The sequence below is a fragment of the Paenibacillus sp. MZ04-78.2 genome (assembly GCF_024213375.1).
Classification (GTDB): domain Bacteria; phylum Bacillota; class Bacilli; order Paenibacillales; family NBRC-103111; genus Paenibacillus_G.
Window position 1 is genome coordinate 257,495 of the sequence record NZ_JANAVJ010000002.1, and the last position, 26,025, is coordinate 283,519.

The 26,025-nt window shown below is 54.3% G+C and carries 25 protein-coding genes; 10 read left to right on the forward strand and 15 right to left on the reverse strand.

Going from position 1 to position 26,025, the window contains the following annotated elements:
• Window positions 1–56: 56 nt before the first annotated feature.
• On the forward strand, window positions 57–1,124 hold the full coding sequence (locus NLX71_RS02885) for an HD-GYP domain-containing protein (protein ID WP_254361981.1): 1,068 nt from the start codon (window positions 57–59) through the stop codon (window positions 1,122–1,124).
• Window positions 1,125–1,186: 62 nt separating this feature from the next.
• Here NLX71_RS02885 and NLX71_RS02890 read toward each other — a convergent pair whose 3' ends face one another.
• The 7 genes from NLX71_RS02890 to NLX71_RS02920 form a co-directional block, all read right to left on the reverse strand.
• On the reverse strand, window positions 1,187–2,350 hold the full coding sequence (locus tag NLX71_RS02890) for a C40 family peptidase (RefSeq protein ID WP_254361982.1): 1,164 nt from the start codon (window positions 2,348–2,350) through the stop codon (window positions 1,187–1,189).
• 436 nt (window positions 2,351–2,786) lie between these two features.
• Window positions 2,787–4,184 (reverse strand): Fe-S cluster assembly protein SufB, encoded by a 1,398-nt coding sequence (gene sufB / locus NLX71_RS02895; RefSeq protein WP_254361983.1) that lies wholly within the window; start codon window positions 4,182–4,184, stop codon window positions 2,787–2,789.
• A gap of 15 nt (window positions 4,185–4,199) precedes the next feature.
• The gene (gene sufU / locus NLX71_RS02900; protein WP_254361984.1) at window positions 4,200–4,628 is read right to left on the reverse strand and encodes a Fe-S cluster assembly sulfur transfer protein SufU; all 429 of its coding nucleotides are present in this window, start codon (window positions 4,626–4,628) and stop codon (window positions 4,200–4,202) included.
• A complete protein-coding gene (locus NLX71_RS02905) occupies window positions 4,615–5,841 on the reverse strand; it encodes a cysteine desulfurase (protein ID WP_254361985.1) in 1,227 nt (408 codons plus the stop codon). Before NLX71_RS02905 ends, sufU begins: the two co-directional genes overlap by 14 nt.
• Entirely contained in the window at window positions 5,838–7,151 is a 1,314-nt protein-coding gene (gene sufD, locus NLX71_RS02910; RefSeq protein ID WP_254361986.1) for a Fe-S cluster assembly protein SufD, read from the reverse strand. The genes NLX71_RS02905 and sufD overlap by 4 nt, the downstream gene beginning before the upstream one ends.
• Before the next feature lie 29 nt (window positions 7,152–7,180).
• Entirely contained in the window at window positions 7,181–8,011 is an 831-nt protein-coding gene (gene sufC, locus NLX71_RS02915; RefSeq protein WP_254361987.1) for a Fe-S cluster assembly ATPase SufC, read from the reverse strand.
• 131 nt (window positions 8,012–8,142) lie between these two features.
• Window positions 8,143–8,718, reverse strand: a complete 576-nt coding sequence (locus NLX71_RS02920) for a DUF1802 family protein (RefSeq protein ID WP_254361988.1) — start codon at window positions 8,716–8,718, stop codon at window positions 8,143–8,145.
• Between the two features lie 159 nt (window positions 8,719–8,877).
• Between NLX71_RS02920 and NLX71_RS02925 the strand changes: the two genes are divergently transcribed.
• Window positions 8,878–9,045 (forward strand): asparagine synthase, encoded by a 168-nt coding sequence (locus NLX71_RS02925; protein ID WP_254361989.1) that lies wholly within the window; start codon window positions 8,878–8,880, stop codon window positions 9,043–9,045.
• 77 nt (window positions 9,046–9,122) lie between these two features.
• On the opposite strand, the gene NLX71_RS02930 is transcribed toward NLX71_RS02925, so the two are convergent.
• Window positions 9,123–9,302, reverse strand: coding sequence for a hypothetical protein (locus NLX71_RS02930; protein WP_254361990.1), 180 nt, complete (start codon window positions 9,300–9,302; stop codon window positions 9,123–9,125).
• 210 nt (window positions 9,303–9,512) lie between these two features.
• Between NLX71_RS02930 and mtnK the strand changes: the two genes are divergently transcribed.
• The 5 genes from mtnK (at window position 9,513) to nagA (ending at window position 14,856) form a co-directional block, all read left to right on the forward strand.
• Window positions 9,513–10,718, forward strand: a complete 1,206-nt coding sequence (mtnK, locus tag NLX71_RS02935) for an S-methyl-5-thioribose kinase (protein ID WP_254361991.1) — start codon at window positions 9,513–9,515, stop codon at window positions 10,716–10,718.
• Window positions 10,719–10,739: 21 nt separating this feature from the next.
• The gene (gene mtnA / locus NLX71_RS02940) at window positions 10,740–11,828 is read left to right on the forward strand and encodes an S-methyl-5-thioribose-1-phosphate isomerase (RefSeq protein ID WP_254361992.1); all 1,089 of its coding nucleotides are present in this window, start codon (window positions 10,740–10,742) and stop codon (window positions 11,826–11,828) included.
• A 254-nt stretch (window positions 11,829–12,082) separates the two neighbouring features.
• Window positions 12,083–12,943 (forward strand): MurR/RpiR family transcriptional regulator, encoded by an 861-nt coding sequence (locus NLX71_RS02945; protein WP_254361993.1) that lies wholly within the window; start codon window positions 12,083–12,085, stop codon window positions 12,941–12,943.
• Between the two features lie 3 nt (window positions 12,944–12,946).
• Window positions 12,947–13,675 (forward strand): glucosamine-6-phosphate deaminase, encoded by a 729-nt coding sequence (gene nagB / locus NLX71_RS02950; protein ID WP_254361994.1) that lies wholly within the window; start codon window positions 12,947–12,949, stop codon window positions 13,673–13,675.
• Window positions 13,672–14,856: an N-acetylglucosamine-6-phosphate deacetylase gene (gene nagA / locus NLX71_RS02955; protein WP_254361995.1), complete on the forward strand. Its 1,185-nt coding sequence runs from the start codon at window positions 13,672–13,674 to the stop codon at window positions 14,854–14,856. The genes nagB and nagA overlap by 4 nt, the downstream gene beginning before the upstream one ends.
• A 71-nt stretch (window positions 14,857–14,927) precedes the next feature.
• Here nagA and NLX71_RS02960 read toward each other — a convergent pair whose 3' ends face one another.
• From NLX71_RS02960 to NLX71_RS02990, 7 genes are all read right to left on the reverse strand, one after another.
• Complete coding sequence (locus NLX71_RS02960; protein ID WP_254361996.1) at window positions 14,928–15,512, reverse strand: hypothetical protein; 585 nt, start codon at window positions 15,510–15,512, stop codon at window positions 14,928–14,930.
• Window positions 15,513–15,666: 154 nt separating this feature from the next.
• A complete protein-coding gene (locus tag NLX71_RS02965; protein ID WP_254361997.1) occupies window positions 15,667–16,461 on the reverse strand; it encodes an SDR family NAD(P)-dependent oxidoreductase in 795 nt (264 codons plus the stop codon).
• Between the two features lie 31 nt (window positions 16,462–16,492).
• On the reverse strand, window positions 16,493–17,653 hold the full coding sequence (locus NLX71_RS02970) for a UxaA family hydrolase (RefSeq protein ID WP_254361998.1): 1,161 nt from the start codon (window positions 17,651–17,653) through the stop codon (window positions 16,493–16,495).
• 24 nt (window positions 17,654–17,677) lie between these two features.
• The gene (locus NLX71_RS02975) at window positions 17,678–17,992 is read right to left on the reverse strand and encodes a UxaA family hydrolase (RefSeq protein ID WP_254361999.1); all 315 of its coding nucleotides are present in this window, start codon (window positions 17,990–17,992) and stop codon (window positions 17,678–17,680) included.
• A 28-nt stretch (window positions 17,993–18,020) separates the two neighbouring features.
• Complete coding sequence (locus NLX71_RS02980; RefSeq protein ID WP_254362000.1) at window positions 18,021–18,932, reverse strand: fumarylacetoacetate hydrolase family protein; 912 nt, start codon at window positions 18,930–18,932, stop codon at window positions 18,021–18,023.
• Window positions 18,933–18,986: 54 nt separating this feature from the next.
• Complete coding sequence (locus NLX71_RS02985) at window positions 18,987–19,760, reverse strand: SDR family NAD(P)-dependent oxidoreductase (RefSeq protein WP_254362001.1); 774 nt, start codon at window positions 19,758–19,760, stop codon at window positions 18,987–18,989.
• 18 nt (window positions 19,761–19,778) lie between these two features.
• Window positions 19,779–20,540 (reverse strand): IclR family transcriptional regulator, encoded by a 762-nt coding sequence (locus NLX71_RS02990; RefSeq protein ID WP_254362002.1) that lies wholly within the window; start codon window positions 20,538–20,540, stop codon window positions 19,779–19,781.
• Window positions 20,541–20,855: 315 nt separating this feature from the next.
• On the opposite strand from NLX71_RS02990, the gene NLX71_RS02995 reads away from it, so the two are divergent.
• The 3 genes from NLX71_RS02995 (at window position 20,856) to NLX71_RS03005 (ending at window position 25,917) form a co-directional block, all read left to right on the forward strand.
• On the forward strand, window positions 20,856–22,334 hold the full coding sequence (locus NLX71_RS02995; protein WP_254362003.1) for an ABC transporter substrate-binding protein: 1,479 nt from the start codon (window positions 20,856–20,858) through the stop codon (window positions 22,332–22,334).
• A gap of 321 nt (window positions 22,335–22,655) precedes the next feature.
• A complete protein-coding gene (locus NLX71_RS03000; RefSeq protein ID WP_254362004.1) occupies window positions 22,656–24,125 on the forward strand; it encodes an ABC transporter substrate-binding protein in 1,470 nt (489 codons plus the stop codon).
• 316 nt (window positions 24,126–24,441) lie between these two features.
• On the forward strand, window positions 24,442–25,917 hold the full coding sequence (locus NLX71_RS03005) for an ABC transporter substrate-binding protein (RefSeq protein ID WP_254362005.1): 1,476 nt from the start codon (window positions 24,442–24,444) through the stop codon (window positions 25,915–25,917).
• Window positions 25,918–26,025: the final 108 nt, after the last annotated feature.

Sequence of the window (26,025 nt, forward strand, 5' to 3'; positions counted from 1 at the left end):
AAAGGGACTTTTACTCCGGTAAAGCCCCGTGACCCCAGGACAGAGGTGAACCCGTTGTGCTCATATCGATCCATCAAGTCAAAGTTGGTGATCGGCTCGGCTCTGATACGTTTAACGGGTACGGACTGCTGGTCCTATCCGCACATACCGAGCTTTCCGTCGATGACATCGAGAAGCTGAAGCTGCACAAAATCGACGAAGTGGACATCGCTTTTCCGGATGACCCGGAGCCCGACGCAGCAATAGACGAATCTCCACCCGCGCGGACGATGCACGCTGCTTCAGCTGCCGCGGTAACAGCCTACCATGAAGCAGTGGACGGCATGAAAAACATTTTTGAGCAAGCGATTCAAAAAGGCATTGTGTACAAGGACCAAATTGATAACGGTTTTAATCCGCTTGTCCAGCAAGTTCATCAGGTGAGGGACGTCGTTTCGCTTCTGCTCGTGTTAAACAATACGGACGATTATACGTATCAACACAGCGTGCAAGTAGGCATGATCTCCTATTATATCGCCAAGTGGCTCGGGCAATCGGAATCGGATGCAATACTTGTCGGCAAAGCGGGCTATTTACATGACATTGGCAAAAGCCTCATCGATCCGGCCATTCTTCGGAAGCCCGAAAAATTGACGGCGGAAGAATATGAACGCATGAAAAAGCATACGGTCTACGGATACGAGCTGCTGCAGCGTTCGGGGTTGCCCGCGGAAGTATGCTTGGCTGCTTTACAGCATCATGAACGGCTCGACGGGTCCGGCTATCCATACGGTCTGGGCGGAGAAGAAATTCATCCGCTGTCCAAGATCGTCGCTGTTGCGGACATTTACAGCGCCATGATCTCAAGCCGGGTATACCAGAAAAAACGCGATCTGCTGTTCGTCCTGCGCGAGCTTCACCAGTGTAGCTTCGGGCAAATTGATCCCCAAATTACGCAGTTATTTATCCAGCACATGGTCCCGAATTTTATCGGCAAAAAAGTTCAGCTTGCCTCCGGCGAAACGGGCACCATCATACTCACCCATCCGACCGATGTTTTCCGGCCGCTCGTTAATTTTGACGGCACATTCATCGATTTATCGGAACGGACGGATTTGGAAGTCGAGCATATTTTCGCGGATTAATGAACGAATGCCTTACATAAGAAGAACAGCCCTGACGGATAACCGACTGGGCTGTTTCTTTCTTAAGGGGATACCCGCTTGGCAGCCAAAAACGTCTGCTTCCAATACAGATTGTTGATATGGGTAATCTGCACGCCGTCTTTTAGCTCCGGAGCAGCGTGAATCATTCTCTGGTTCCCTAAATAGATGCCGACATGGCCGATCGTCTTCTGGCTGCGAAACTTGCCGGGAACGTAAAAGAACAATAGATCGCCTTTCCGCAATTGCTTTCGGTCGACTGCGTTGCCTTGCTTGGCTTGGGCCCGAGCTGTCCGGTTCAGCGTCATACCGGATTTGGCAAACACATATTGCGTAAACGTGGAGCAGTCGAACTTGCCCGAGGTCGCATAAGGCGCGGCGCCGAACTCATAGTTCACGCCGACGTATCGCTGCGCCCGCGTCAGCAAAGCGTTCATATCGACCTGCCTTAGAACGGGGACCGCCATGTCTTCCTTTCCGGAAAAACCTTCCAGCCCCCTCATGGCCTCCACAGCATCGGAAGCCTCCAGCCGCGGGTCACGCTCCAGCCTCATCGCCGAAGCCCCTCCCGTTCCTTGAAACGGGTCCTTCGGATCGTCGCCGAAGTCAAGCTCCGCTCCCGTACTCGCCTCCAGCGGGCCGTCGATCGCCCCGCTAACCGTCCAGTCGGTGGCTTGGACGACCGCCGCCTGTTCCTTGATTTCGAATGAAAAATCTTTCTCAAACACCGGGTTTAACGCCGACACGGGGATATGTATCTGGGAATTAAAAACAATAGGCGCTTCCTTAAGCGCCAGTGTCTCATCGTCTCTCAGCGCCGACGTTTGGCCCGGCTTCAGCTCGTAAGACGCATCGTGCTCTCCCAACTGAAATACTCCCCTGGACTGATCCCAATTGGACCGGAATCCGACAATTTTGGCAAAATCGGAACCGACCACATAAGCGGTACCGCCTATCGTCACGGTGGGAATCGTCATTTCTACCCGGCCCTGCGGCAGCATGCGAATAATTCCGCCGTTCAGGCCGATCGTTGTCGTTTTTCCGTTCATTTCTTCGCTTTTTAACCGGTTTGCGGCTTGACCCTGGTTGCTCGGAATACCCTGTTGATTCGAAAGCCGCTGTTCCTTGGATAATTGAGGCCCGCAACCTGCCGCCAGCAAGCACATAATCAACGAGGCCGCCACCGGACGCCGCCATGATCCGATCATCGCACCATGCTCCTCTCATTCGTGAATTCGCCAGAATTCGGTCCCTTTATAGGATGAAGCAGGAGTCAGGGGCCTATGCATCCGGTATGCTGGAAACAAATAAGCGCAGTTCTCCTGCATACATTGCGAGAATAGTTTTCATGAAAAATCAACCCGACGGGCAGTATCGACTTGTCTTGAACTCCCCGGGTGATTTCACCGTCGTTGCCTATTTGGGTTATAAATAACCAATCAAAGACGCCGTTCCTTAGGAACGTTAAAACCTCCACAGCCACTTTGCTCCTTAAGGCGGCGATGGAAGTTTTTCATCTTCGGCTTAACGCAGTTGCTCCTTTATTTATTTACCCTATAAAAAAATACGTATCCGGGCGACTTTACACCTAAGCGTAAACGTCACCGCGGATACGTATTTGCATGTTTCCCCGAAAATTTAAACTTAGCCGATCGAGCCTTCCATCTCGAACTTGATGAGACGGTTCATCTCGACCGCGTACTCCATCGGCAGTTCTTTCGTGAACGGCTCGATGAAGCCCATAACGATCATTTGCGTCGCTTCTGCTTCCGTCAAGCCGCGGCTCATCAAGTAGAACAGCTGATCCTCGGATACTTTCGAGACGGTCGCTTCGTGTTCCAGCGTAATGTTGTCGTTCATGATTTCGTTGTATGGAATCGTATCGGAAGTCGATTCGTTATCCATAATGAGCGTATCGCACTTGATGTTCGCTTTGGAGCCTTCCGAGTTGCGTCCGAACGAAGCCAAGCCGCGGTACGTGACTTTGCCGCCGTGCTTGCTGATCGACTTGGAGACGATCGTCGATGTCGTGTCCGGCGCCAAGTGCGTCATTTTCGCACCGGCATCCTGATGCTGGCCTTTGCCCGCAACAGCGATGGAAAGCACCATGCCTTTCGCGCCGCGGCCTTTCAGCACAACCGCAGGATATTTCATCGTCAGCTTGGAGCCGATGTTGCCGTCAACCCATTCCATCGTCGCGTTTTCTTCCGCAACCGCACGCTTCGTAACCAGGTTGTAAATGTTCGGCGCCCAGTTCTGAATCGTGGTGTAGCGAACGCGAGAATCTTTGAGGCAGATGATCTCAACAACGGCGCTGTGCAGCGAGTTCGTGCTGTACACCGGAGCCGTACAACCTTCGACGTAATGCACGAAGCTGCCTTCGTCGGCGATGATGAGCGTACGCTCGAATTGCCCCATGTTTTCCGAGTTGATCCGGAAGTAAGCTTGCAGCGGAATTTCCACCTTCACGCCCTTCGGCACGTAGATGAAGCTGCCGCCGGACCATACCGCGCTGTTGAGCGCTGCGAATTTATTGTCGCTCGGCGGAATGATCGTCCCGAAATACTTCTTGAAAATTTCCGGATGCTCTTTAAGCGCACTATCCGTGTCCATAAACAGCACGCCTTGATCTTCCAGATCCTTCTGCATGCTGTGATAAACGACTTCAGACTCGTACTGAGCGGATACGCCCGCCAGGAACTTCTGCTCCGCCTCCGGGATACCAAGCTTGTCGAACGTTTCTTTGATTTCCGTCGGCACTTCTTCCCACGTTTTCCCCTGCTTCTCAGAAGGCTTCACATAGTATTGAATGTCGTCGAAATCCAGATCGTCCATATTGCCGCCCCAACGCGGCATCGGCATTTTCAAAAACTGCTCCAGCGACTTCAGACGGAACTCCAGCATCCATTCCGGTTCGCCTTTCATTCTGGAAATCTCGGTCACGATTTCACGGGTCAAGCCTTTTCCGCTCTGGAATATGTTTTTGTGCTCGTCGCGAAACCCATATTTATATTCTTCCATCTCAGGCATTTTCTTTGCCATGGGTACCGTACCTCCTTATTTGTTGGTGTTTACTTGATCGATTCCTTTGCGCAGCGCGTTCCAAGCGAGTGTCGCGCACTTGATCCGGGCAGGGAATTTGTTCACGCCGGACAGAGCTTCCAAGTCCTCGTATTCGAATTCCACAGGCTCGCCTTTCATCAGTCCGGAAAACTTCTCGGCCATTTCCAGCGCTTCTTCCAGCGTCTTGCCTTTTACGGCCTCCGTCATCATCGAAGCGGAAGAAAGGCTGATCGAACAGCCTTCGCCTACGAATTTGGCCGCTTTGACCTTGCCGTCTTCGACCTGCATTTGAAGCTGGATTTTATCGCCACAGGTCGGATTGTTCAGATCGATACTGACGGACTGATTCTCGAACGTGCCGCGGTTGCGGGGATTTTTGTAATGATCCATAATGACTCTGCGGTATAAATCATCCAAGTGCATAGCCGAAGTACTCCTTTGTTTTAATAAGGGAAGCGACCAACCGGTCTACATCGGCTTCGGTATTATACAGATAGAAGCTCGCACGGGCGGTTGCCGTGACGTTCAGCCAGCGCATCAGCGGCTGGCAGCAGTGGTGGCCGGCACGTACCGCGATCCCGTCGGCGTCGAGCACGGTGGCCACGTCATGCGGATGCACGTCGTCCAAGTTGAACGTGATCAGCCCCGCACGATTTTGCTGCGGACCGTAGACCGTTAAGCCATCGATTTGCAGCATCCGTTCCATCGCGTAAGCCGTCAGCTGCTTCTCATGCTGCTCTATGGCTTCCAAGCCGATGCTTTCGAGGAAATCGATTGCCGCTCCCAGCCCGACGGCGCCTGCGATAATCGGCGTGCCGCCTTCGAATTTCCACGGCAGGTCTTTCCATGTAGAGTCGTACAAGCCGACATGGTCGATCATCTCGCCGCCGAATTCGATCGGCTCCATTTCCAGCAGCAGCTCTTTCCTGCCGTAAAGAGCGCCGATGCCGGTAGGAGCGCACATCTTGTGGCCGGATAACGTATAAAAATCGCAGCCCAGCGCCTGCACGTCCACCTTGAGGTGCGGCGTGCTTTGTGCGCCGTCCACCATCATTTTTGCGCCGTGGCGATGGGCGATTTCCGCGATTTCCTTCACCGGGTTAACAACGCCGAGCACGTTGGATACGTATACGACCGATACGATTTTGGTGCGCTCGGTAATCGTTTTTTCCACATCCTCCAGACGAATCGTTCCGTCCGGCTGTAGTGGAATATATTTCAAGACAGCGCCGGTCGCTTTCGCGACCTGCTGCCATGGAATGAGATTGCTGTGGTGCTCCATCGGCGTAATGACGATTTCGTCCCCTTCGCCGCATACGGCCCGCGCGTAGCTTGAAGCGACCAGATTGATCGCTGTCGTCGTCCCGCGGGTAAAGATGATTTCTTCCGTAGACGAAGCGTTGATGAAGCGGCGCACCTTCTCGCGCGCGCCCTCATAAGCGTCCGTCGCGCGGGAGCCGAGCGTGTGGACGCCGCGGTGCACGTTCGCATTATCAAGCTCGTAGTAACGTTTGACGGTTTCGATCACCGACACCGGCTTTTGCGATGTGGCTGCCGAATCCAGGTAAACGAGCGGATGTCCGTTCACATCCTGATGAAGAATGGGAAATTGACTGCGTATGTCCGCCGTATTCATTGTCCCAGCTTCCTTTCCACAAGAAGCTGCAGCTGTGACGCGATTTGCTCCAGTGGAATTTGAGACACCACCGGTGCCAGGAAGCCGTAAATGATCAGCCGTTCGGCTTCTTCACGCGAAACGCCGCGCGACATCATATAGTATACCTGTTCTTGATTCACTTGACCCACGCTGGCTGCATGGCCCGCCGTGACGTCGTCCTCGTCGATCAGCAGAATCGGGTTGGCGTCGCCGCGCGCTTTCGGGCTGAGCATCAGCACTTTTTCCGTTTGCTCGCCGTTCGCTTTGGTCGCGCCCTTCTCGATTTTGGTAATGCCGTTGATGATGGCCGTTGCCCCGTCACGCATAACTGCGCGGGTAATCATCTGGCTGTCGGAGCTTTTGCCGAAGTGAACCGCCCGGGTGGACACGTTCAGCTTCTGCTCGCCGGTACCGACGCAGATCACCTTCGCATCGGAGGTGGAGCCGTTGCCTTTCAAAATCGAAGTCGTATCCGACATCGCGTTGCCGTAATGCATCTCGCCGACGATCCACTCGATGCTTCCGTCATTCTCCACAAGAGCGCGGCGGTACGTCAGGTCGGTGACCGATTCGTTCAAATTATGCACCGAGGCAAAGGTTACCTTCGCTCCCGGCTTGACGACGACTTCCACAACGCCGTTTTGCACCAGACCATTCAAACTGCCTTCGGAAACGAAGTTGTCAACGTAAGTCACCGACGCATGCTGCTCGGCAACGATCAAGACGTGCGGCGAAAAGCTCGCTTCGGCGTCGTCCGTCACGAACAGCGCTTGGACGGGTACTTCCACCTGCACGTTTTTCGGAACGTACAGGAACACGCCGCCGCTCCAAAGCGCCGTATGCAGCGCCGTCAGGCGGTTTTCATCCTTGCCTATGACAGACATAAAATATTTCTGCACCAGCTCGCCGTGCGTTTGGAGCGCTTCTTCGAGGCTCGTAAATACGACGCCTTGCTGCTTCAACGTCTCGGAGACGCTGCTGTACACGATGCCCGAGTTTTTCTGTACGATCAGATTGTCCGGGTGTCCTTGCCCGTCGTTCTGCAGCAGGCTCTTGGCCGAGGCTGGCAGCTCTTCGAGCGATGCGAGCTTCGCGCCCGCTTTATAGGTTCCGAAGGAAGTGAGGTTCCAACGGTCGATTCTTGTTTTCTCCAATGTCGGCAATTCGAGCGTTCCGGCAAGCTCCAGCGCTTGCCCGCGCAGAGTCGTCATCCACTCCGGCTCTTGTCTCGCTTTGGACAGCTCTACCAAGCTTGCGCGATCGATCGGAAGAACGGTTTGTGTACTCATGATTAATCCTCCTGTTCCCTTTCGATTGCTTAGTATTTCGGAGCCGTCGTATTCATCGGAATCTTGAATTCCTCTTCGTCCTGGCCTACCCGCTCGTTCACGATTCCAAGCTCTTCTTTCACCCAGTCATACCCTTCGTTCTCCAGACGCTGAGCCAGCTCCGGTCCGCCGGATTTCACGATGCGTCCTTGCATCATCACGTGAACGTAGTCCGGCGTGATGTAGTTCAGCAGGCGTTGGTAGTGGGTGATGATCAGGAAGCCGCGGTCTTCGGAACGCATCGCGTTCACGCCCGCCGCCACGATGCGCAGCGCGTCGATATCGAGACCCGAGTCGATCTCGTCAAGAATAACGATGCTTGGGTCCAGCATCACCATTTGCAGGATTTCATTGCGCTTCTTCTCGCCGCCGGAGAAGCCTTCGTTCAAATAGCGGTGCATGAACTCCGGGTTAATCTCCAGTTCCTTCATTTTCGCTTCCATCTGACGGATGAACTTGATCAGCGAAATTTCGCTGCCTTCCTCGCGGCGGGCATTGATCGCGCTGCGCAGGAAGTCCGCGTTCGTCACGCCTGCAATTTCGCTCGGATACTGCATGGCAAGAAACAGGCCCGCACGCGCTCTTTCGTCCGTCGCCATCTCAAGCACGTCCTCGCCGTTCAGCGTTACGGCGCCTTCCGTCACTTCGTATTTCGGGTGGCCCATGAGAGCGGACGCCAGCGTACTTTTGCCCGTTCCGTTCGGTCCCATGATCGCATGAACTTCGCCGCCCTTAATCGTCAAGTTGAGACCTTTCAAAATCTCTTTGCCTTCGACAGTCGCTTTCAAACCGTCTATAGTAAAATGCGGTACGTTTGCCATAGTTTCGTGCCTCCGAGTTTTAATAATTATTTAATGATAATCATTACAAATTGATTATCAATGATTCTCAATAATAATAGTATATCTCAATATGCAAAATCAAGAAAGGCCCAGCCGCGGATTTCCCGAAACTATTTTTGCGCAAGCGACTCCCGAATCCGGTTGGTCTCGATCGCAAAAGCTTCGTCTGTCAGCACTGGCCGGCGCGGAGCCCCATGCAGCGATTCGGGGAGCCCGATCCACGATTTGCACCCGTTATATTCGTCCAGCACCGGGATTCGCACAGGCTCGTCCAGCGCATACACCCTGAGCAGCATGACATGCAGCGGCTTCGTCCGCTTCCACTTCAGCCGCTCTTCGGCCAGCCGGTCCGACCAAATGTGAAACGGCTTCAGCTTCGCGAGCTGTTCCTCGGTCTCGATTAGGATATCCTCGGCAAGCTCGGCGAAGCATCCGATTTCCGCTTGCCCACCGCTCCATTCGGGGGCCTGGTCGTCCACCCGCTCCGCGTACTCCGGCTTGATCAGCTCTTTGCGCTGGTGCTCGTAGGTAGGGTACAAATAAAAGCTGTCGGATTCCACTTGGAAATCCCGGGTTTCCTCGCGGATGCCGCCTTTACGCATGATCAGGATCTGTTTCCCCTGCTTCAAAGCCTCGACGGCCACGGCCCATTCCTTCAGTCCGACCGCCTGTCCTCTCCGTATCATCTTTTGCGTTTCCTCCCTTGGTTAGTTTAGCCCATTCGTTTACGATATTATAGATTTCAAGCCAAAACATTGCAATTCCGAAAGAGCATAAAAACGATCGCAAAAATCGATGCTAAAAACGCTACATCATTCAATCCGCTGCGAGGAGGGGTAAGAACAATGCGCGAAGGTCTAATTCCAACCGTTCTCGGTACAGCTGTCGCAGCATCCGGCGCGGCTATGCGAAACAGATTCCCGATGGCGGCCGCGGCGGTCGTCGGTTTTGGGCTCGCACACGTCGTGCTGGGAGCCATTGACTTGGTGGAGCATCGCGGAAGAACGCAGTAGCCCCGGACCTTTGTTCCGGCAAACAAAAAGGGAAGGCGCCCATGCCTCCCCTTTTTGTTATGCAATCGTTTGTCCGATCAGTTTCCGTTCTGTACATAATAATTGAAAGCCGAGATTCGTTGGCCTTGCTCGTGACTTGCTTTTAGAGGATTGGCATGCAGGGCTGCGGACGGATTTTCCGGCGAGGTCCACCCGAGCACGCACAGGATGGCGAAGCACCCCGCGGCCAACAGCAATCTACCGAGTAGTTTCTCCATATCAAAAACCTCCAGCTCCACGTATTTACCTTTATTGTATCTCCCAGCGTTAAGCGCGTATTATCGGGGTATGAACATTTTGTAAAAGCACGGCCAAGACCGGACAAAACGCAGTTCAGGAAACCGCATTTCCTCTATTCCAACGCAAACCAAATTGCTTTATACTAGAGGAATGGCAGTTTTCATATGGAAAAAGGAGGAATTCATCTCATGTCCGCATATCATCCGCTGACGGAATCGGAAGCTATCGCATATGCAAGAACATTACCTGACCTGTTTCAGTCCGATTCCGAGCTCACGAGCCGCGAAATCGGAGACGGCAACTTGAATCTGGTGTTCCATATTTCCGAGCCTTCCACCGGGAAAAGCATCATTTTAAAGCAAGCGCTCCCCTATGCCAAAGTCGTAGGCGAATCGTGGCCGCTAACCTTGGACCGCGCCCGGATCGAGAGCGAAGCGCTGATGATTCAGGAATCGCTGTGCCCCGACCTTGTCCCGCACGTATACGCCTATGAGCCGGACTTGGCGCTCACGGTCATGCAGGATTTGAGCGACCATATCATTATGCGCAAAGGCTTGATCGAGCGGAACAAATACCCGCTGTTCGCCGGGCACATCGGAACGTTTTTGGCCCGTACCCTTTTTTACACGTCCGACCTCGGCATGAACCAGCAGGAGAAAAAAGAACGGGTCAAACGGTTCATCAACCCGGAGCTGTGCAAAATTACCGAGGACCTGATTTTTGACGATCCATATACGGATTCGCCGAACAACAACGTTCCGCCGGCCATTCGTGACGCCGTTGCCGCCATCTGGCAGGATACCGGGCTTCATCTGGAAGTGGCGATTCTGCGCGAGAAGTTTTTGACCCATGCCCAGGCGCTGCTGCACGGCGATCTGCATACCGGCAGCATCTTCATCAAGCCGGATTCGACCAAGGTCATCGACCCGGAGTTCGCCTACTACGGCCCGATGGGCTTCGATATCGGCGCGATGTTCGCCAACCTGCTGCTGAACTTCGCCGCGCAGGAAGGCTGGGGCGAGGACGAGGCTTCGCGCCAAGATTTCCGCGGCTACTTGACCGGCACGATCCGCGACGTATGGGAGACGTTCGAACGCGAGTTCCGGGAGCTGTGGAACCGGCACGGGTCCGACCGGATCGCGCGGACGCCGGGCTACCAGGACTGGTACATGAAAGAAGTGCTGCGGGACACGTTCGGCTTCGCCGGCAGCAAGATGGTGCGCCGCGTACACGGCCTGGCGCAGGTGGCCGATATCAATCAAATTCAAGACGAAGCGGCCAAAGAGCGTGCCCAACGGCTGGCGCTCACCATCGGCACGGCGCTCATTCAATTTAACCGTCAGGCGTCTTCCATCGGAGAAATGATCGACATCGCCGAAAAGGCCGTGAAATAGATAAAGGAGTGTGCTGACACCTTGACTACGGAACAAACCAAACAAGCTGACTGGCTGCAATCGGTCCGCTGGAATTCGCTGGAGGACCGCTTGGATCTTCTGGACCAGCGGCTCCTGCCGGACGAAATCGTCTATTTGGAGCTGACGACCTCCGAGCAAGTCTGGGATGCGATCAAGCAGCTCGCCGTTCGCGGCGCGCCAGCCATCGGCATTGCGGCGGCGTTCGGGGTGTATCTCGGCGTGCGGAGCTTCTCCGGAAGCCGGGATGCGCTGCTGGCGGAAGTGAACCGCCAATGCGATTACCTCGCGACATCGCGCCCGACGGCGGTGAATTTGTTCTGGGCGCTGGACCGGATGCGGGCGCGGGCCGAGGCGCTGCTTGGCTCAGCCGCCCCGGAGGGTACGACGGTCGAGACCGCGCAGCAAGCGCTGTTGGATGAGGCTCGGGCCATCCAGGCCGAGGACGAGGAAACGTGCCGCTTGATCGGCGAGCACGCGCTGTCTTTGTTCGAGGACGGCATGGGCGTCCTCACGCACTGCAATGCGGGCGGCCTTGCGACCGCAAGGTACGGGACGGCGCTGGCGCCGATGTACCTGGCGCTGGAGAAAGGCATCACGCTTAAAGTGTTCGCGGACGAAACCCGGCCGGTGCTGCAGGGAGCGCGCTTGACGGCGTTCGAGCTGCAGCAGGCGGGCGTCGACGTGACGCTGATCTGCGACAACATGGCCGGCGCCGTCATGGCGAAGGGCTGGGTACAAGCGGTCATCGTCGGTACCGACCGCGTAGCCGCCAACGGCGACGTAGCCAACAAGATCGGCACCTACAGCGTCGCCGTGCTGGCCAAAGCCCACGGCATTCCGTTCTACGTCGCGTGCCCGATATCGACGATCGACTTGAACACGCCGACCGGGGCCGATATTCCGATCGAGGAACGGCATGAGGACGAGATTACGCAAGGGTTCGGCAAGCGTACCGCGCCACAGGGCGTCAAGGTGTTCAACCCGGCGTTCGACGTGACGCCGAACGAGTACGTGACGGCCATTATTACGGAAAAAGGCATCATTCGGGCTCCGTATGGGGACAATTTGCGGAAGCTGTTTACGGAATAGAATAATCGCGGCGTTTGAACAACGATAAAAACGGCCGTTTCTCGTGCGCCTATGCACGGGAAACGGCTGTTTTATTTTAGAAACCGGTTCCTCCATCCGCAAGGTCCCGCAAGTCTTAAGACGCCGCCGGATTTAGGCCGAAAACAGTTGCGAAAACCAGCGATATTGGCTATGATGAAGAAGAAAATAATTTTCATCATTTTTATCAGTATGAAGAAAATTATTTACAAAATCTTTGCAAAGCAGGTGATCCGATGTCCGGTATTCTGCAAGCCTTACGGGAACAGCAGCACCACATGAATCCGAAGGAACAAATTCTCGCGCAGTTCATTTTGGAGCATGCCCACGAGGCCGTTCATTTGAGCATTACGGAGCTGGCCGGACGTTCGGGAACGAGCGCTGCGACGGTGTCCCGATTTTGCCGCAGCCTGCTGTTCAAGAGCTACGGGGATTTTCGCATGAAGCTGGCCGCCGAGCTCGTCCAGCCTGTTTCGGCAAAGCCGTCCTACCAGGACATTGTCGCGGGCAACACGCTTCACAGCATCGCCCAAGCAATTGAAACGAACCATCTGCGTTCGATCTCGGATACGACGCGGCAGCTCGACCTCACGGAGGTCCAGCGGGCGGTGGATGCGCTGCACGATGCCCGGCGCATCGATTTGTACGGGATGGCGACCTCGGGGATGGTCGCGTACGATTGCCAGCAAAAGCTGGTGCGCATCGGCAAAATGGCGCAGCACTGGGCCGATTCCCACATGCAGATTACGTCGGCAACGAGCCTCGGCGAGGGTGACGTGGCGTTTGCATTTTCCTACTCCGGCGAAACCCCCGAAACGCTCGACGCCCTCTTGTGCGCCAAGGAACGGGGAGCCACGACGATTTCGCTCACCAAGTTCGGGGCCAATCGGATTTCGCAGCTCGCAGACATCCGGCTGTACGCCTCCTCGCTCGAAGAAGGAATGCGCCGAGGCGATATGGCTTCGCGGATCGCTCAGCTGCACGTGGTGGACATCTTGTTTACCGCGCTGCTCAGCTTGCACTTTGACGATTATGTTCCGCTTCTGGAGCAATCGTTTCAAGAAGTGAAAAAATACCGCAAAGAAAAAGGGAGATAAGCCATGAACATTTTAACTTTCCGCACGCAAGAAGAATTGAACAAAGCCGGCGCCGGCATCATTACCGGACTGCTGCAAACGAATCCGAGAGCCGTGCTCGGGCTTGCGACAGGCAGCACGCCGATCGGTATTTACCAAGAGCTTGTCGAGTCGCACCGGCAAGGGCTGGTCAGCTTCGCCAAAGCGACGGCGTTCAATCTTGACGAATATGTCGGTCTTGAGCCGGGGCATCCGGCCAGCTATTATACGTTCATGCAGGAGCACCTGCTCGGTCTCGTCGACATCCCCCCGCAGCAATGCCATATTCCAAGCGGCACCGCGACGGATTTGCAGGCGGAATGCACCGGCTACGACAGCCTGCTGGAAGAGTACGGACAGATCGACCTGCAGCTGCTCGGTCTCGGCCATAACGGGCACATCGGCTTCAACGAGCCGGACGCTACGCTCGAGGGAGGCACGCATCTCGTCGAGCTGAAAGAATCGACCCGCTCGGCGAACGCGCGGTTTTTCGACAAGCCGGAGCAGGTGCCGACGCATGCCCTGACCATGGGAGTCGGCACGATTCTGAAAGCGAAAATGATTCTGCTCGTCGTCCGCGGCGCGGATAAAGCGGAAATCGTACAGCGGGCGCTGCAAGGCCCGATCACGACGGATTGCCCGGCCTCGCTGCTGCAGACGCATCCGCACGTCGTCGTATTATTGGATTCCGAAGCGGGAGGCCTGTTAAAATGAGCCGCGAAGCATGGGATACCCTGATCGTTAACGCCAAAGTCGTCACGCCGGATGCGGTCATTCCCGCCGGATACGCCGCGGTCAAAGACGGAAAGATCGAAGCGCTCGGCTCGATGGCCGAGCTGAACGAAGCGCTGGCTGAAGCGACCGGCACGAAAATCGACGCCCGCGGAAGCTGGCTGCTGCCCGGATTTATCGACGTGCATGTGCACGGCGGCTACGGCAGCGACTTCATGGACGGAACGATCGAATCGCTTGAGAATATTACCCGGTTTCACTCCAGCCACGGGACGACCACGATGCTGGCGACCACGGTAACTGCTTCCCCCGAAGGGATCGGTCAAGTGCTGGAGAGCGTCAAGGCGTACCGGGAAAAAGGGATGCCCTACGCGCAATTGGCTGGCGTGCATCTGGAAGGACCGTTCATCAGTCCGAAATGGCCCGGCGCGCAAAATCCGAGCTTTATCGTCACGCCGAAGCTCGAATGGGTCGAGGAATGGACCAGCCGCTACCCGGGCTTGATTCGCCTCGTTACGCTTGCCCCGGAAACGGAAGGAGCTTTGCCGGTCATTGCCTTCCTCGCCGGACAAGGCATCGTCGTCGCCTGCGGGCATACGGATTCGACCTATGCGCAAATCGGCGAAGCGGTCAAGCATGGACTGAGTCATGCCGTGCATACGTTCAACGCGATGAAAGGGCTGCACCACCGCGAGCCCGGCGTCGTCGGCGCCGTGCTGACCGAGGACAAAATCTGCGCGGAGGTTATCGCCGACGGACATCACGTTCATCCGGCCTGCATCCGGCTGCTGACCCAAACGAAGCGCAGCGATAATCTGCTGCTCATCACCGACGCCATGTCCGCCGCGGGACTCGGGGACGGCGATTTTGAACTCGGCGGACTCGCCGTCGTGGTGAAGGACGGCGTCGCAAGGCTCCGCGACGGCGACAGCCTTGCAGGCAGCACGCTGACGATGATCGGGGCCTTCCGCTATGTGGTCAACACGGTCGGAGTCAGCGTCGAGGAAGCCAGCCGGATGGCCAGCTGGAACCCGGCGAAGCAGCTCGGGCTTCTGGAGGAAACCGGCAGCATCGAAACCGGCAAGCAGGCCGATCTGCTGCTCGTCACGCCGGAGCTCGACCTCAAGCGCGTCTGGGTTCAAGGAAGAGAATTGCACCAATAATCGCACCACAAAAAACCGGCTGCTTCCGTTTTATCGAACGGAACAGCCGGATTGTTTTTTAGGAATATCGCCTATTGCGCCATAAACTGCTGCGTCACGATGTAGAAGCGGAGCTTGTTCAAGTCTTTGGCCGAGATGCTGTAAATTTCGGCGCCGTAGCTGATCGTTTTTTCTTGAATATGGGCGTAACGGACCACAACCTTCGGATGAATCGTTTCTTCGTCGCACATGATCATCGTGTCGTAGACATGGTTCATTTTGACAGAGAAATCGTTAATTTCGAATCCGAACCCGAGACGGCTGATCCGGCAAAAACGAACCGTCATCGTACGAAAATCGTCGATCAGCGTGCCGTACGTGTTCAGCTTGAAGCTGGGAAACGCCAAGTTTTCGTCGCGGTACATATCGTCCAGCACGGCATCGGGTCTCGCTGTTATATTGAAAATTTCCGAATCCGCCGGGACTAAAATCAGCTTGGATTTGGAAACCTGCAGCACGCGCATTTGCACTCTTTTCTGAAAATCAAAGCAGATGACGGATTCCCCGCCCGTAAAGGAGGACGGCTCCGTGAAGGAAACTTCCATTAAATCCGAACCTTCGTAGGACACTTGCCCCTTGTAAACTTTCCCCTGATGCAGCAGCTTCATGTCTTTCATACCAATCACCTCCGCTTGATATCTCTACTATAATTCCGAATAATTATGAAAGTTTCAGTTCCATATTAGGAGATTATTAGATTTGATGTCGCTTGGTGTCGTTGTGTGCCAAAAAGCCCCCCGGCTTGCGGAGGGCTCCATTTTTTGCTGCTACTTAATGCTCCATTTGATCATCCGGCTGGGCCGCTTTGACAGTCAGACCGCCGTCGACCATGAGCAGATGGCCGTTGACCTGCATCGCTTCATCGGAGGCCAGGAACACGACGGCATCTCCGATCTGGCGGGCGGTGCCGAGACGCTTCATCGGATTCGCTTCGATTTCTTTGGACCGGATGACATCGTCGGCCAAATAGTCCGTACACATATCGGTATCGACCGTGCTCGGGCCGACCGCATTGACGTTGATGTTGTATTTGCCAAGCTCGATCGCCATCCCCTTCGTCAGCATGTTCGCCGCCGCTTTGGACGATTGGTAATGCGGAATGACCGGGCTCGTGACGACGAGGCTGGCGGTCGACAAGACGTTGACGATTTTGCCGTAGCGCTTTTCGATCATGGACTTCGCCGCCAACTGCGAGCAGAGGAAAATCGATTTGACGTTCGTATTATATGTTCGGTCCCATGTCTCTTCCGTACATTTCAAGAACGATTCGAACGGCGCGATCCCGGCGTTGTTGACGAGAATTTCCACATCGCCCAGCTGCTCTCGCACCTGCCGGAACATATCTTCCGCCTGCTGCTTGCTGCCTACGTCGGCTTGAACCACCATCGCTTTGACTCCGTGCGCTTCCGCCTGCTTCTTCACGCTCTCCGCCAGCGGGCGCGAACGCTCGGAAGTGAAGTTAATGGCAACATGCGCGCCTTCCTCCGCCAAACGAATGGCAATCGCTTCTCCAATGCCCCGGCTTGCCCCCGTAACGAGCGCAACCCGTCCTGCCAATCTTCCCATGAATCCGTGCCTCCCTCGTTATGCAGTAAGCTTATAAGCTCGGTCCGATCCGGTTAATACTGAATTCGGTATGGCCCAAAATTTCCGCCTTCGTCAGCTTTCCGTTCGCGACCGCTTGAATTTCCTCCCAGACGACTTCACCTGCCGCCTCCAGGCTGAGCGTGCCTTCCAGCATATCGCTGACATCGACGTCCATGTTGTCCGACATTCTCTCGAACATCCTTTTGTTGCCAGTAATTTTGATGACCGGAATGACGGCGGCTCCGGTAGGCGTCCCCCGCCCCGTCGTAAAGCAGACCAGATGCGCGCCGCCCGCCGCCATCCCGGAGACGCATTCGATGTCGTTGCCCGGCGAATCCATGAAATAGAGCCCGTGCTTCGGAATGTCCTCGGCATACTCGATGACGCCTTTGATCGGAGCGCTGCCGCACTTGCTGATGCAGCCGAGCGATTTTTCTTCGATCGTCGTCAGTCCCCCGGCAATATTGCCCGGACTCGGATTGCCGCCGCGCATGTCGGCGCCCATCCGCTCGACTTCCTTCTCGAAGCGGTCGACGATATGATACAGCTTCTCCGAAATGTCCGGCGTGGCGCAGCGCGAGGCGAGCACATGCTCGGCGCCGATAATTTCCGTCGTTTCCCCGATCACGACGCCGCCGCCCTGCTGAATGAGCGAATCGGCAGCCGCGCCGAGCGCCGGATTGGAAGCGAGACCCGAGGTGGCGTCCGAGCCGCCGCATTTGACCCCGATGATCAGCTCGCTGAAAGGCACCGGCTCAGGCTTCATGTCATCGAGCTGGGCGCGCATTTTCCGCGCGATTTCCACCCCGTGCTGGATCGCTTTCACGGAACCGCCGACCGATTGAATGTCGAACACTTCGACCGGCTTGCCCGTGGGACGGATTGCCTCAGCCAGCGCATGCGGGTCGACGACTTCGCAGCCGAGGCTGATGATGATCACGCCGCCGACGTTCGGATTGCGGCCGGTTCCCGCCAATACGTCGAAGGTGCGGTCTTTGTCCGCGCCGATCTGGCTGCAGCCGTGCTGATGGGGGATCGACACCGTGTCCGGAACCATCTGGTTGATCCGGGTGCACACTTGGTTGGCGCAAATGACGGTCGGGATAATAAGCAAATGATTGCGGATGCCCACGTCGCCGTTCGGTCTTCTATAGCCCATCATGTGATTCATGAGTATTCGTTCTCCCTTCGCTTCTCACGCCTTCGCCTGATCCCCGCGACCGCGAATTCCTTCGACGTTATGCACGTGAACATGCTGCCCTGCAAGGATCGGGACCGACGTCCGTCCGATCACTTCGCCGTACTTGCGGATATCCGTCCCGGCCGGGATGTCTTGGATCGCTATTTTATGCCCGAACGGAACGCCGTCCAGCAGCGTTATTTCCTGAACTTGCTCCTGCACCCGGAAGGTGATCCGCTGATCCTGCTTCAAATCTTTGATCGCCGTCGCCACATGATCGCGCGGGTCCATCACAAGCGCGTCCGCTCCTGCGATAATCGGTCCTGCCATCCGCCGTTCCTCCTTTTATCGATTGCCGTTACGCCTGCTCGTTAACCATGCGGTTCGTCAGCGAACCCAGCTTCTCGATCTCGATCGTGACGACGTCGCCGTCTTTCAGGTAAACCTGCTTCTCTACCGGATATCCGAGTACGACGCCCTGCGGAGTGCCGGTCAAAATGACGTCGCCCGGCACCAGCGTCATATGCTGCGAAATGTAGCTGACGATTTCGTCGCAATGGAAGATCATATCCGACGTGTTGGAGTTCTGGCGCACTTCGCCGTTCACAACGCAGCGGATGGAAAGGTTGTTCGGATCTCCGACTTCATCGGCCGTCACCAGGTAAGGCCCGAGCGGGCTGAAGCCGTCGCACGACTTGCCGAGCAGCCATTGCTGGGTGCGCATTTGCAGGTCGCGGGCGGACAAATCGTTCACGTTGCAGTAGCCGAACACGTGATCCAGCGCCGCATCTTTGGATACGTACTTCGCTTTCTTGCCGATCACGATGCCCAGCTCCGCCTCGTAATCCACCTTGCTCGTCACGCTGACCGGCAGCGGCACGTCCTGTCCGTGGCCCGTCAGCGTATTGTTGAATTTGTTGAACAGGATCGGATACTGCGGAATCGGCGAGTTCGTTTCTTCCGCATGCTTGCGGTAATTCAGCCCGACGCAGATGATTTTGTTCGGATGCGGAACGCACGGGGCGTAAGTCAGTCCGGCCTCGTCCAGGATATACGCTTCGCTGCCACCGGCCGTCAGCGCTTGGTCCACGTAAGCTTGCAGAGCCGTAGCCGCAGAAAATCCGCCTTCGATGACTTCATGCACCGTCTGCGGCACGTCTGCGTTTCCAGCAGGGATCGCTGCAAGCGCTTTAGCAACATGTACGATGCCGCGGTCGGTCTTGACGCCGAGTTGTTCCTGTCCGTCTTCAATAAAAGTAAGCAGTTTCATATTTGAATATGCCTCCTTGGCTTATTGTTAATTTAGTCTAAAAAAGTCGATGCGTTACGCGTTCTTGCCAAAAACGGCGCCCCCGTCGATATATAGCGGGGAGCCCATCATAAATTTCGATTCGTCCGAAGCGAGGAACAGCGCAGCATTGGCCACGTCGTCCGGGCGTCCCAAGTCGCCGCTTAGCTGGCGTTTTTTAAGCGATTCGTACGCTTCCTCCGGGTTGTCGTAGGAAGTCCGCAAATAATTTTCCACGAACGGCGTCAGGATCGTCCCCGGCAGCAGCGCGTTCACGCGGATGTTATAGGGAGCGTAATCGACCTGCATCGATTTGGTCAGCGCCAGCACGGCTCCTTTGGTTGCGGAGTACGATGCCCTGCGCGCCAGCCCGATTTCGGCGATGCAGGAGGACATGTTAATGATCGAGCCTTCTTTGCGCTGCATCATATGCGGCACGACGTACTTGCACGGCAGGAACGTGCCGCGGATATTAACCGTAATGACGCGGTCCCACGCTTCGGGCTCCACTTCGTGGATCGCCCCCACGCCGCTGATGCCGGCATTGTTGAACAGCACATCGATCCGGCCGTACTTGGAGATGACGGTATCCACCAGTGCTTGAACGGATTCGGGATTCGTCACGTCCGCTTGCACGAACAGCGCGTTCCCTCCGGCCTGGCGTATCTCTTCGACAGTCTCCAGCCCTTTATCCTCCGCCAAATCGTTGACGATGACCGTCGCGCCTTCGCGGGCGAACAGCTGCGCCGTGCTTTTCCCGATGCCCGAGCCGGACCCGGTAATGAGCGTTACCTTATTGTGCAATCTCACGGGGCTCACATCCTTCGGTTAAGTGGTGGTTTGATACTGCGACAGTCTCTCGGCGAGCGCGCATATTTCGTGCCGGGCCAGCTCCCGCTTCGCCTCCCATTCGTGCTGAAACATGGAGCAGCTGATCGCCGCGACGACCTCCCCGTTGCCGGAACGAACCGGAGCAGCCACACAGCAGAAGCCCATGACCGCCTCCTGCAAGTCATACGCGTAGCCGCTCGTCCGCACGTCCTCAAGCTGACGAATCAGGTCGGAGCGCTGCTGCAGCGTGTGCGGCGTCAAGCACGGATCGAGCGCTTCCGAAGCGTACAGCGCCCCGAACTCGGGCTCATCGACCCATGCCAGCATCGCCTTGCCGAGCGCCGTCGCGTGAGCGGGATATTTGATCCCGGGCTCCGACGATAAGCGCACCGGGGAAGGCATCTCCTCCTTCGCCAAATAAAGCACCTCGTTCCGTTCCAGCTTCGCCAGCTGAATCGTTTCTTTGATGACGTGCTTGGTGACGGAGGCTTCCTTGCGGAACCGGTCGATCAAGCTGAATTGCTTGAAAAAAGCGTTTCCAATGTAGCCCAGCTTGGACCCTAGCGAATACGTCGCGTCCTCCTCCCGTACGACCCAGTCCAGCGCTTCCATTGTGGCAAGCAGGGAAAACATCGAGCTCTTGTTGATTCCGAGCCGCTTCGACAGATCGATCAGTTTCAGGCTGGAGGGCTGCTCCGAGATCGCTTGGAGCACAAGGTTGGATTTTTCGAGGGCAGGTACCCAATATTTCTTGTCCATGCTTCCTCCAAAAAAAACAATTGGTTTTGTATATAAAACCAAGGTTTTATATAATTGACACTTTCATAGTACCATCGCGCTTTCGAAGGTGTCAATCGGAATATGGCCCTACGGGAGGCGGGATGAAAGCGTTTATAATAAAATCGCCGTCGAAAGAAAACAGATTGTAAACCAATTCTAAAGAAAAATTTAGAAAGAAAGATGAAATCTTTTCCGCCGTTCCTCTGTCTTACTTAGTGTGGGATAAAGAAATCATTGGAAAAGACAACACGGTAAGGTAATATGCTGTCTTTCAGAAAAGGTGGAGAAAAAGAGATGAAACGAAGTCGTATTGGGCTCACGGCCGGACTGGCTGTAGCCGTGCTAGTCGCGGGATGTAATTCCAGTTCCGGGGGAGAAGCCAAGCCGTCCAAGACGCTGAAGGAGCTTGGCAAAGACGAGAAAGCAAGCATCAAGGTCCTATTCTGGGACAAAAATTCCTTCTTCCAGCAGTACGGCAATATGTTCTCGGCGAAATTTCCGAATATTGACGTGCAAGTCGTTTCTACGCAAAACATCCTTATGAGCGACAAGGACCCGAGCGAGGAATTCAAGAAGCTTGTTGACGAAGAAAAACCGGATGTGATGTTGTTCGACTCGTCGGATACGTTCGAGAAGTTTGCCAATGACGGCAAGCTGTACCAGCTCGACGACGTCATTCGTCAGGACAAGTTCGACATCGAAAATATTTCGCCAAGCGTCGTGGAGCTGATCAAGGCGAAAGGAAACGGCAATATTTACGCGTTGGCCCCTTCCTTTGGCAGTCAGGCGTTATTTTATAATAAGGATTTATTCGAGAAGCACGGCGTCCCGCTGCCAAAAAATAAGATGACCTGGAACGAAGTGATGGACCTCGCCAAGCGGTTCCCGAAGAACGGGCAAGGCGATAACCGGATCTACGGCTTTGCGGATAACGCATCGTATGCTTTCATGGATAATAAGAAGCAGATTGCTTATCAAATGATGAAAGGTATCGGAGCGACTAACGGATTATCCCTCATCGACCCGGACAAAGGAGCGGTCACGATCCAATCGGACGGCTGGAAAGAGGCGCTTCTGATGTCAGTCGAAGCTTTAAAATCAGGGGCGGTGTTTGACGGCGGCAACGAAAAATCCGATCCGAATAAGCAGATGTCGATGGAAGAACATATGAAGAAAGATTTGTTCGCCACCGGAAGACTCGCCATGACGGTTGGAGGGCCTTATATGATTAACAGCCTTCAACGCGTCAAGGAAACGCTGAACGTAACACCTGTCAACTGGGATGTCGTTACCGTACCGGTCGATCCGAAAAACCCGGAAGTTTCGAATTCCGTCTCCCTTTCCTCGCTGTTCGCCGTCAATGCCAACTCGTCCAATCCGAGAGCGGCTTGGGAACTCGTCAAATATATCAACAGCGAGGACATGGCCAAATTGCTAACCAAGTCCGAAGACGGGTCGCTGCTTTCCCGAACGGCTTACTCCAAAGAACGCGAGGGTCGCAGTATGGAGCCGTTCTATATGCTGAAAATGAGCGAGAACAGCCTTTACAAAAACTACAACAAAGTCTCGTACGAGCTTTTTTACAAACCGTTCAACGAGGTGGCCGAAAACGAAATTCAGTCCGTCATGGAAGGCAAGAAATCGGCGGACGACGCGCTCAAGACGATGCAGGAAAAAGGGAAGGAATTTTATATTAAAGCCAAGCAAGAGCAGGATGCCAAGAATGCGAAGGAAGGCAAAGATCAGAAGCCTGCCGAACCGGCTAAAAACTAAAGCTTAAACAACGCGGCGGCGTCTGGGGATATAAAGCCCCGGACGACGCTGTTTTTTTCCTTTTTTTACAAAGCGAACGAACAGTTTTTGCAACCCCTCGTATCTCGCACGCAGCCACTGAATACCCAGCACTTGTTTCTTCCCACGTTGCTTTCGCTCCCGAGAACAGAGCGTAAAGCAATTCTTAAGAAAAATTCAGAAAGAAGAACGAATCTTTTCTGCCCTTTATCCGTCTTATTAGTGTATGGGATAAAGAAATCATTGGAAAAGACTGCGCGGTAAGGTAATATGCTGTCTTTCGGAAAAGGTGGAGAAAAAGAGATGAAACAAAGTCGTATTGGGCTCACGGCCGGACTGGCTGTAGCCGTGCTAGTCGCGGGATGTAATTCCAATTCCGGGGGGGAAGCCAAACCATCCAAGACGCTGAAGGAGCTTGGCAAAGACGAGAAAGCAAGCATCAAGGTCCTATACTTTGATAAAAATTACTTCTTCCAACAGTACGGCAATATGTTCACGGCGAAATTTCCGAATATTGACGTGCAAGTCGTTTCTACGCAAAACATCTACGGTAGTGGCAAGGACCCGAACGAGGCATTCCAGAAGCTTGTCGAAGAAGAAAAGCCGGATGTGCTGTTGCTCGATTCGTCGGAAATGTTTGAGAAGTGGGCCAATGACGGCAAGCTGTACCAGCTCGACGACGTCATCCGGCAGGACAAGTTCGACATCGAAAATATTTTGCCGAGCGTTGTGGAGCAAATCAAAGCGAAAGGCAACGGCAATATTTACGGGTTGACCCCTTCCTTTGACAGTCAGGTGTTATTTTATAATAAGGATTTATTCGAGAAGCACGGCGTCCCGTTGCCGAAAAATAAGATGACCTGGAACGAAGTGATGGACCTCGCCAAGCGGTTCCCGAAGAACGGGCAAGGCGATAACCGGATCTACGGCTATGCGGATAACGGCTCTTTTTACTCGGATAAGAAGCAGGTTGCTCTTCAAATGATGACCACTATGGGAAAAACCAACGGATTATCCATAGTCGACCCGGACAAAGGAGCGGTCACGATCCAATCGGACGGCTGGAAAGAGGCGCTTCTATCGACAGTGGAAGCTTTAAAATCGGGGGCGGTGTTTGCCGGCAACAATGAACAATTCGATCCGAGTAAGCCGATGACGGAAGACCCTATGAAGAAAGATTTGTTCGCCACCGGAAAACTCGCGATGACGGTTGGAGGGTCTTACACGATTAACGGCCTTCAACGCAGCAAGGAAATGCTGAAAGACGTAACGCCTGTCAATTGGGATGTCGTTACCGTACCGGTCGATCCGAAAAACCCGGAAGTTTCGAATTCCATCTCCCTTTCTTCGCTGTTCGCCGTCAATGCCAACTCGTCCAATCCGAGAGCGGCTTGGGAGCTCGTCAAGTTTATCAACAGCGATGACATGGCCAAATTGCTAACCAAGTCCGAAGACGGGACGCTGCTTTCCCGAACGGCTTACGCCAAAGAACGCGAGGGCCGCAGTATGGAGCCGTTCTATATGCTGAAAATAAACGAGCACACCCTTTACAAAAACCCCAACAAAATCCCGGGCGAATTTTTTCAACCGTTCTACGAGTTGGCCCAAAACGAAGTCATATCCGTGGTCGAAGGCAAGAAATCGGCGGACGACGCGCTCAAGACGATGCAGGAAAAAGGGCAGGAAGCTTATATTAAAGCCAAGCAAGAACAGGATGTCAAGAATGCGAAGGAAGGCAAAGATCAGAAGCCTGCCGAACCGGCTAAAAACTAAAATTTAAACAACGCAGCGGCGTCTGGGGATACAAAGCCCCGGACGCCGCTGTTTTTTTCCTTTTTTTACAGATCGAACGAACAGTTTTGCAACCCCTCGTATCTTGCATTCAGCCACTGGATAACCAGCACTTGTTTCTTCCTCGCGTTTCTTTTTCTCCTAAGAACGGATTGAAAAGCAATTATAAAGAAAAATTTAGAAAAAAAGTGAATGCTTTTCAGCTTTTCATCCGTCTATAGTGTTTGGTGGGGAAATAATTGGAAAAGACGGCACAGTAAGGGATTGTGCTGTCTTTCGGAAAAGGTGGGGAAGCAATATGAAACGAAGTCGTATTGGGCTCACGGCCGGGCTGGCTGTAGCCGTGCTGATCGCTGGATGTAATTCCAATTCCGGAGGAGCCAAACCGTCCAAGACGCTGAAGGAGCTTGGCAAAGACGAGAAAGCAAGTATCAAAGTCGTATTCTGGGATAAAAATTCCTTTTTCCAGCAGTACGGTAACTTGTTCTCGGCGAAATTTCCGAATATTGACGTACAAGTTGTTTCTACACAAGGGATCTCCCTCGGCAACGGCAAGGATATGAACGAGGAATTCCAGAAGCTTGTCGACGACGAGAAGCCGGACGTGCTGATGTTTCAAACGCCGGATATGTTCGAAACATGGGCCAATGACGGCAAGCTGTACCAGCTCGACGACGTTATCCGGCAGGACAAGTTCGATATCGAAAATATTTTGCCAAGCCTCGTAGAGCAAATCAAAGCGAAAGGCAACGGAAATATATACGGGTTGACCCCTTCCTTCTACAGTCAAGCGTTATTTTATAATAAGGATTTATTCGAGAAGCATGGCGTCCCGCTGCCGAAAAACAAGATGACCTGGAACGAAGTGCTGGACCTCGCCAAGCGGTTTCCGAAGGACGGGCAAGGCAATAACCGGATCTATGGCTTTGCCCAGAACTCATCTTATGCCTTCGGAGATAAGAAGCAGCTTGCTTATCAATATATGAACAACATCGGATTGACCAGCGGATTATCGGTCGTCGATCCGGACAAAGGGACGGTCACTGTCCAATCGGATGGCTGGAAAAATGCGCTTGTGACAACTGTTGAAGCGTTGAAATCGGGCGCGGTATTTCCCGGCAACGACGAAAAATTCGATCCGAATAAATCGCAGACCATGGAAGACTATTATAGGAAAGATTTGTTCGCCACCGGAAGAGTCGCGATGTCGTTGGAATACTCCTTTACCATGGGCAGCCTTCAACGCACCAAGGAAGTGCTGAAAGATGTGACGCCGGTTAATTGGGATATCGTCACCGTACCGGTCGATCCCAAAAATCCGGATGTCTCGAACTCCGTCTCCCTTAGCGGTCTGTTTGCCGTCAACGCTAACACGTCCAATCCTAGAGCCGCTTGGGAGCTCGTCAAGTACATTAACAGCGAAGAAATGGCGAAGTTGCAAGCCAAATCCGAAGACGGCTCTCTCCTTTCGCGAACGGCTTACGTTAAGGAACGCGACGGACACAGTATGGAGCCGTTCTATATGCTGAAAATGAGCGAGAACAACTTTTACAAAAACTTTGGCAAAATACCGATGGGATTTGATAGACCGTTCAGAGAGTTGGCCGGAACCGAAATCATGTCCGTGGTCGAAGGCAAGAAATCGGTGGACGACGCGCTTAAGACGATGCAGGACAAAGGGCAGGAATTTTATATTAAAGCCAAGCAGGAGCAGGATGCCAAGGATGCGAAGGAAGGCAAAGATCAGAAGCCTGCCGAACCGGCTAAGAACTAAAGCTTAAACAACGCAGCGGCGTCTGGGGATACAAAACCCCGGACGCCGCTGTTCTTTTCCTTATTTTACAGAACGAACCGTTTTTGCAACCCCTCGTATCTCGCACGC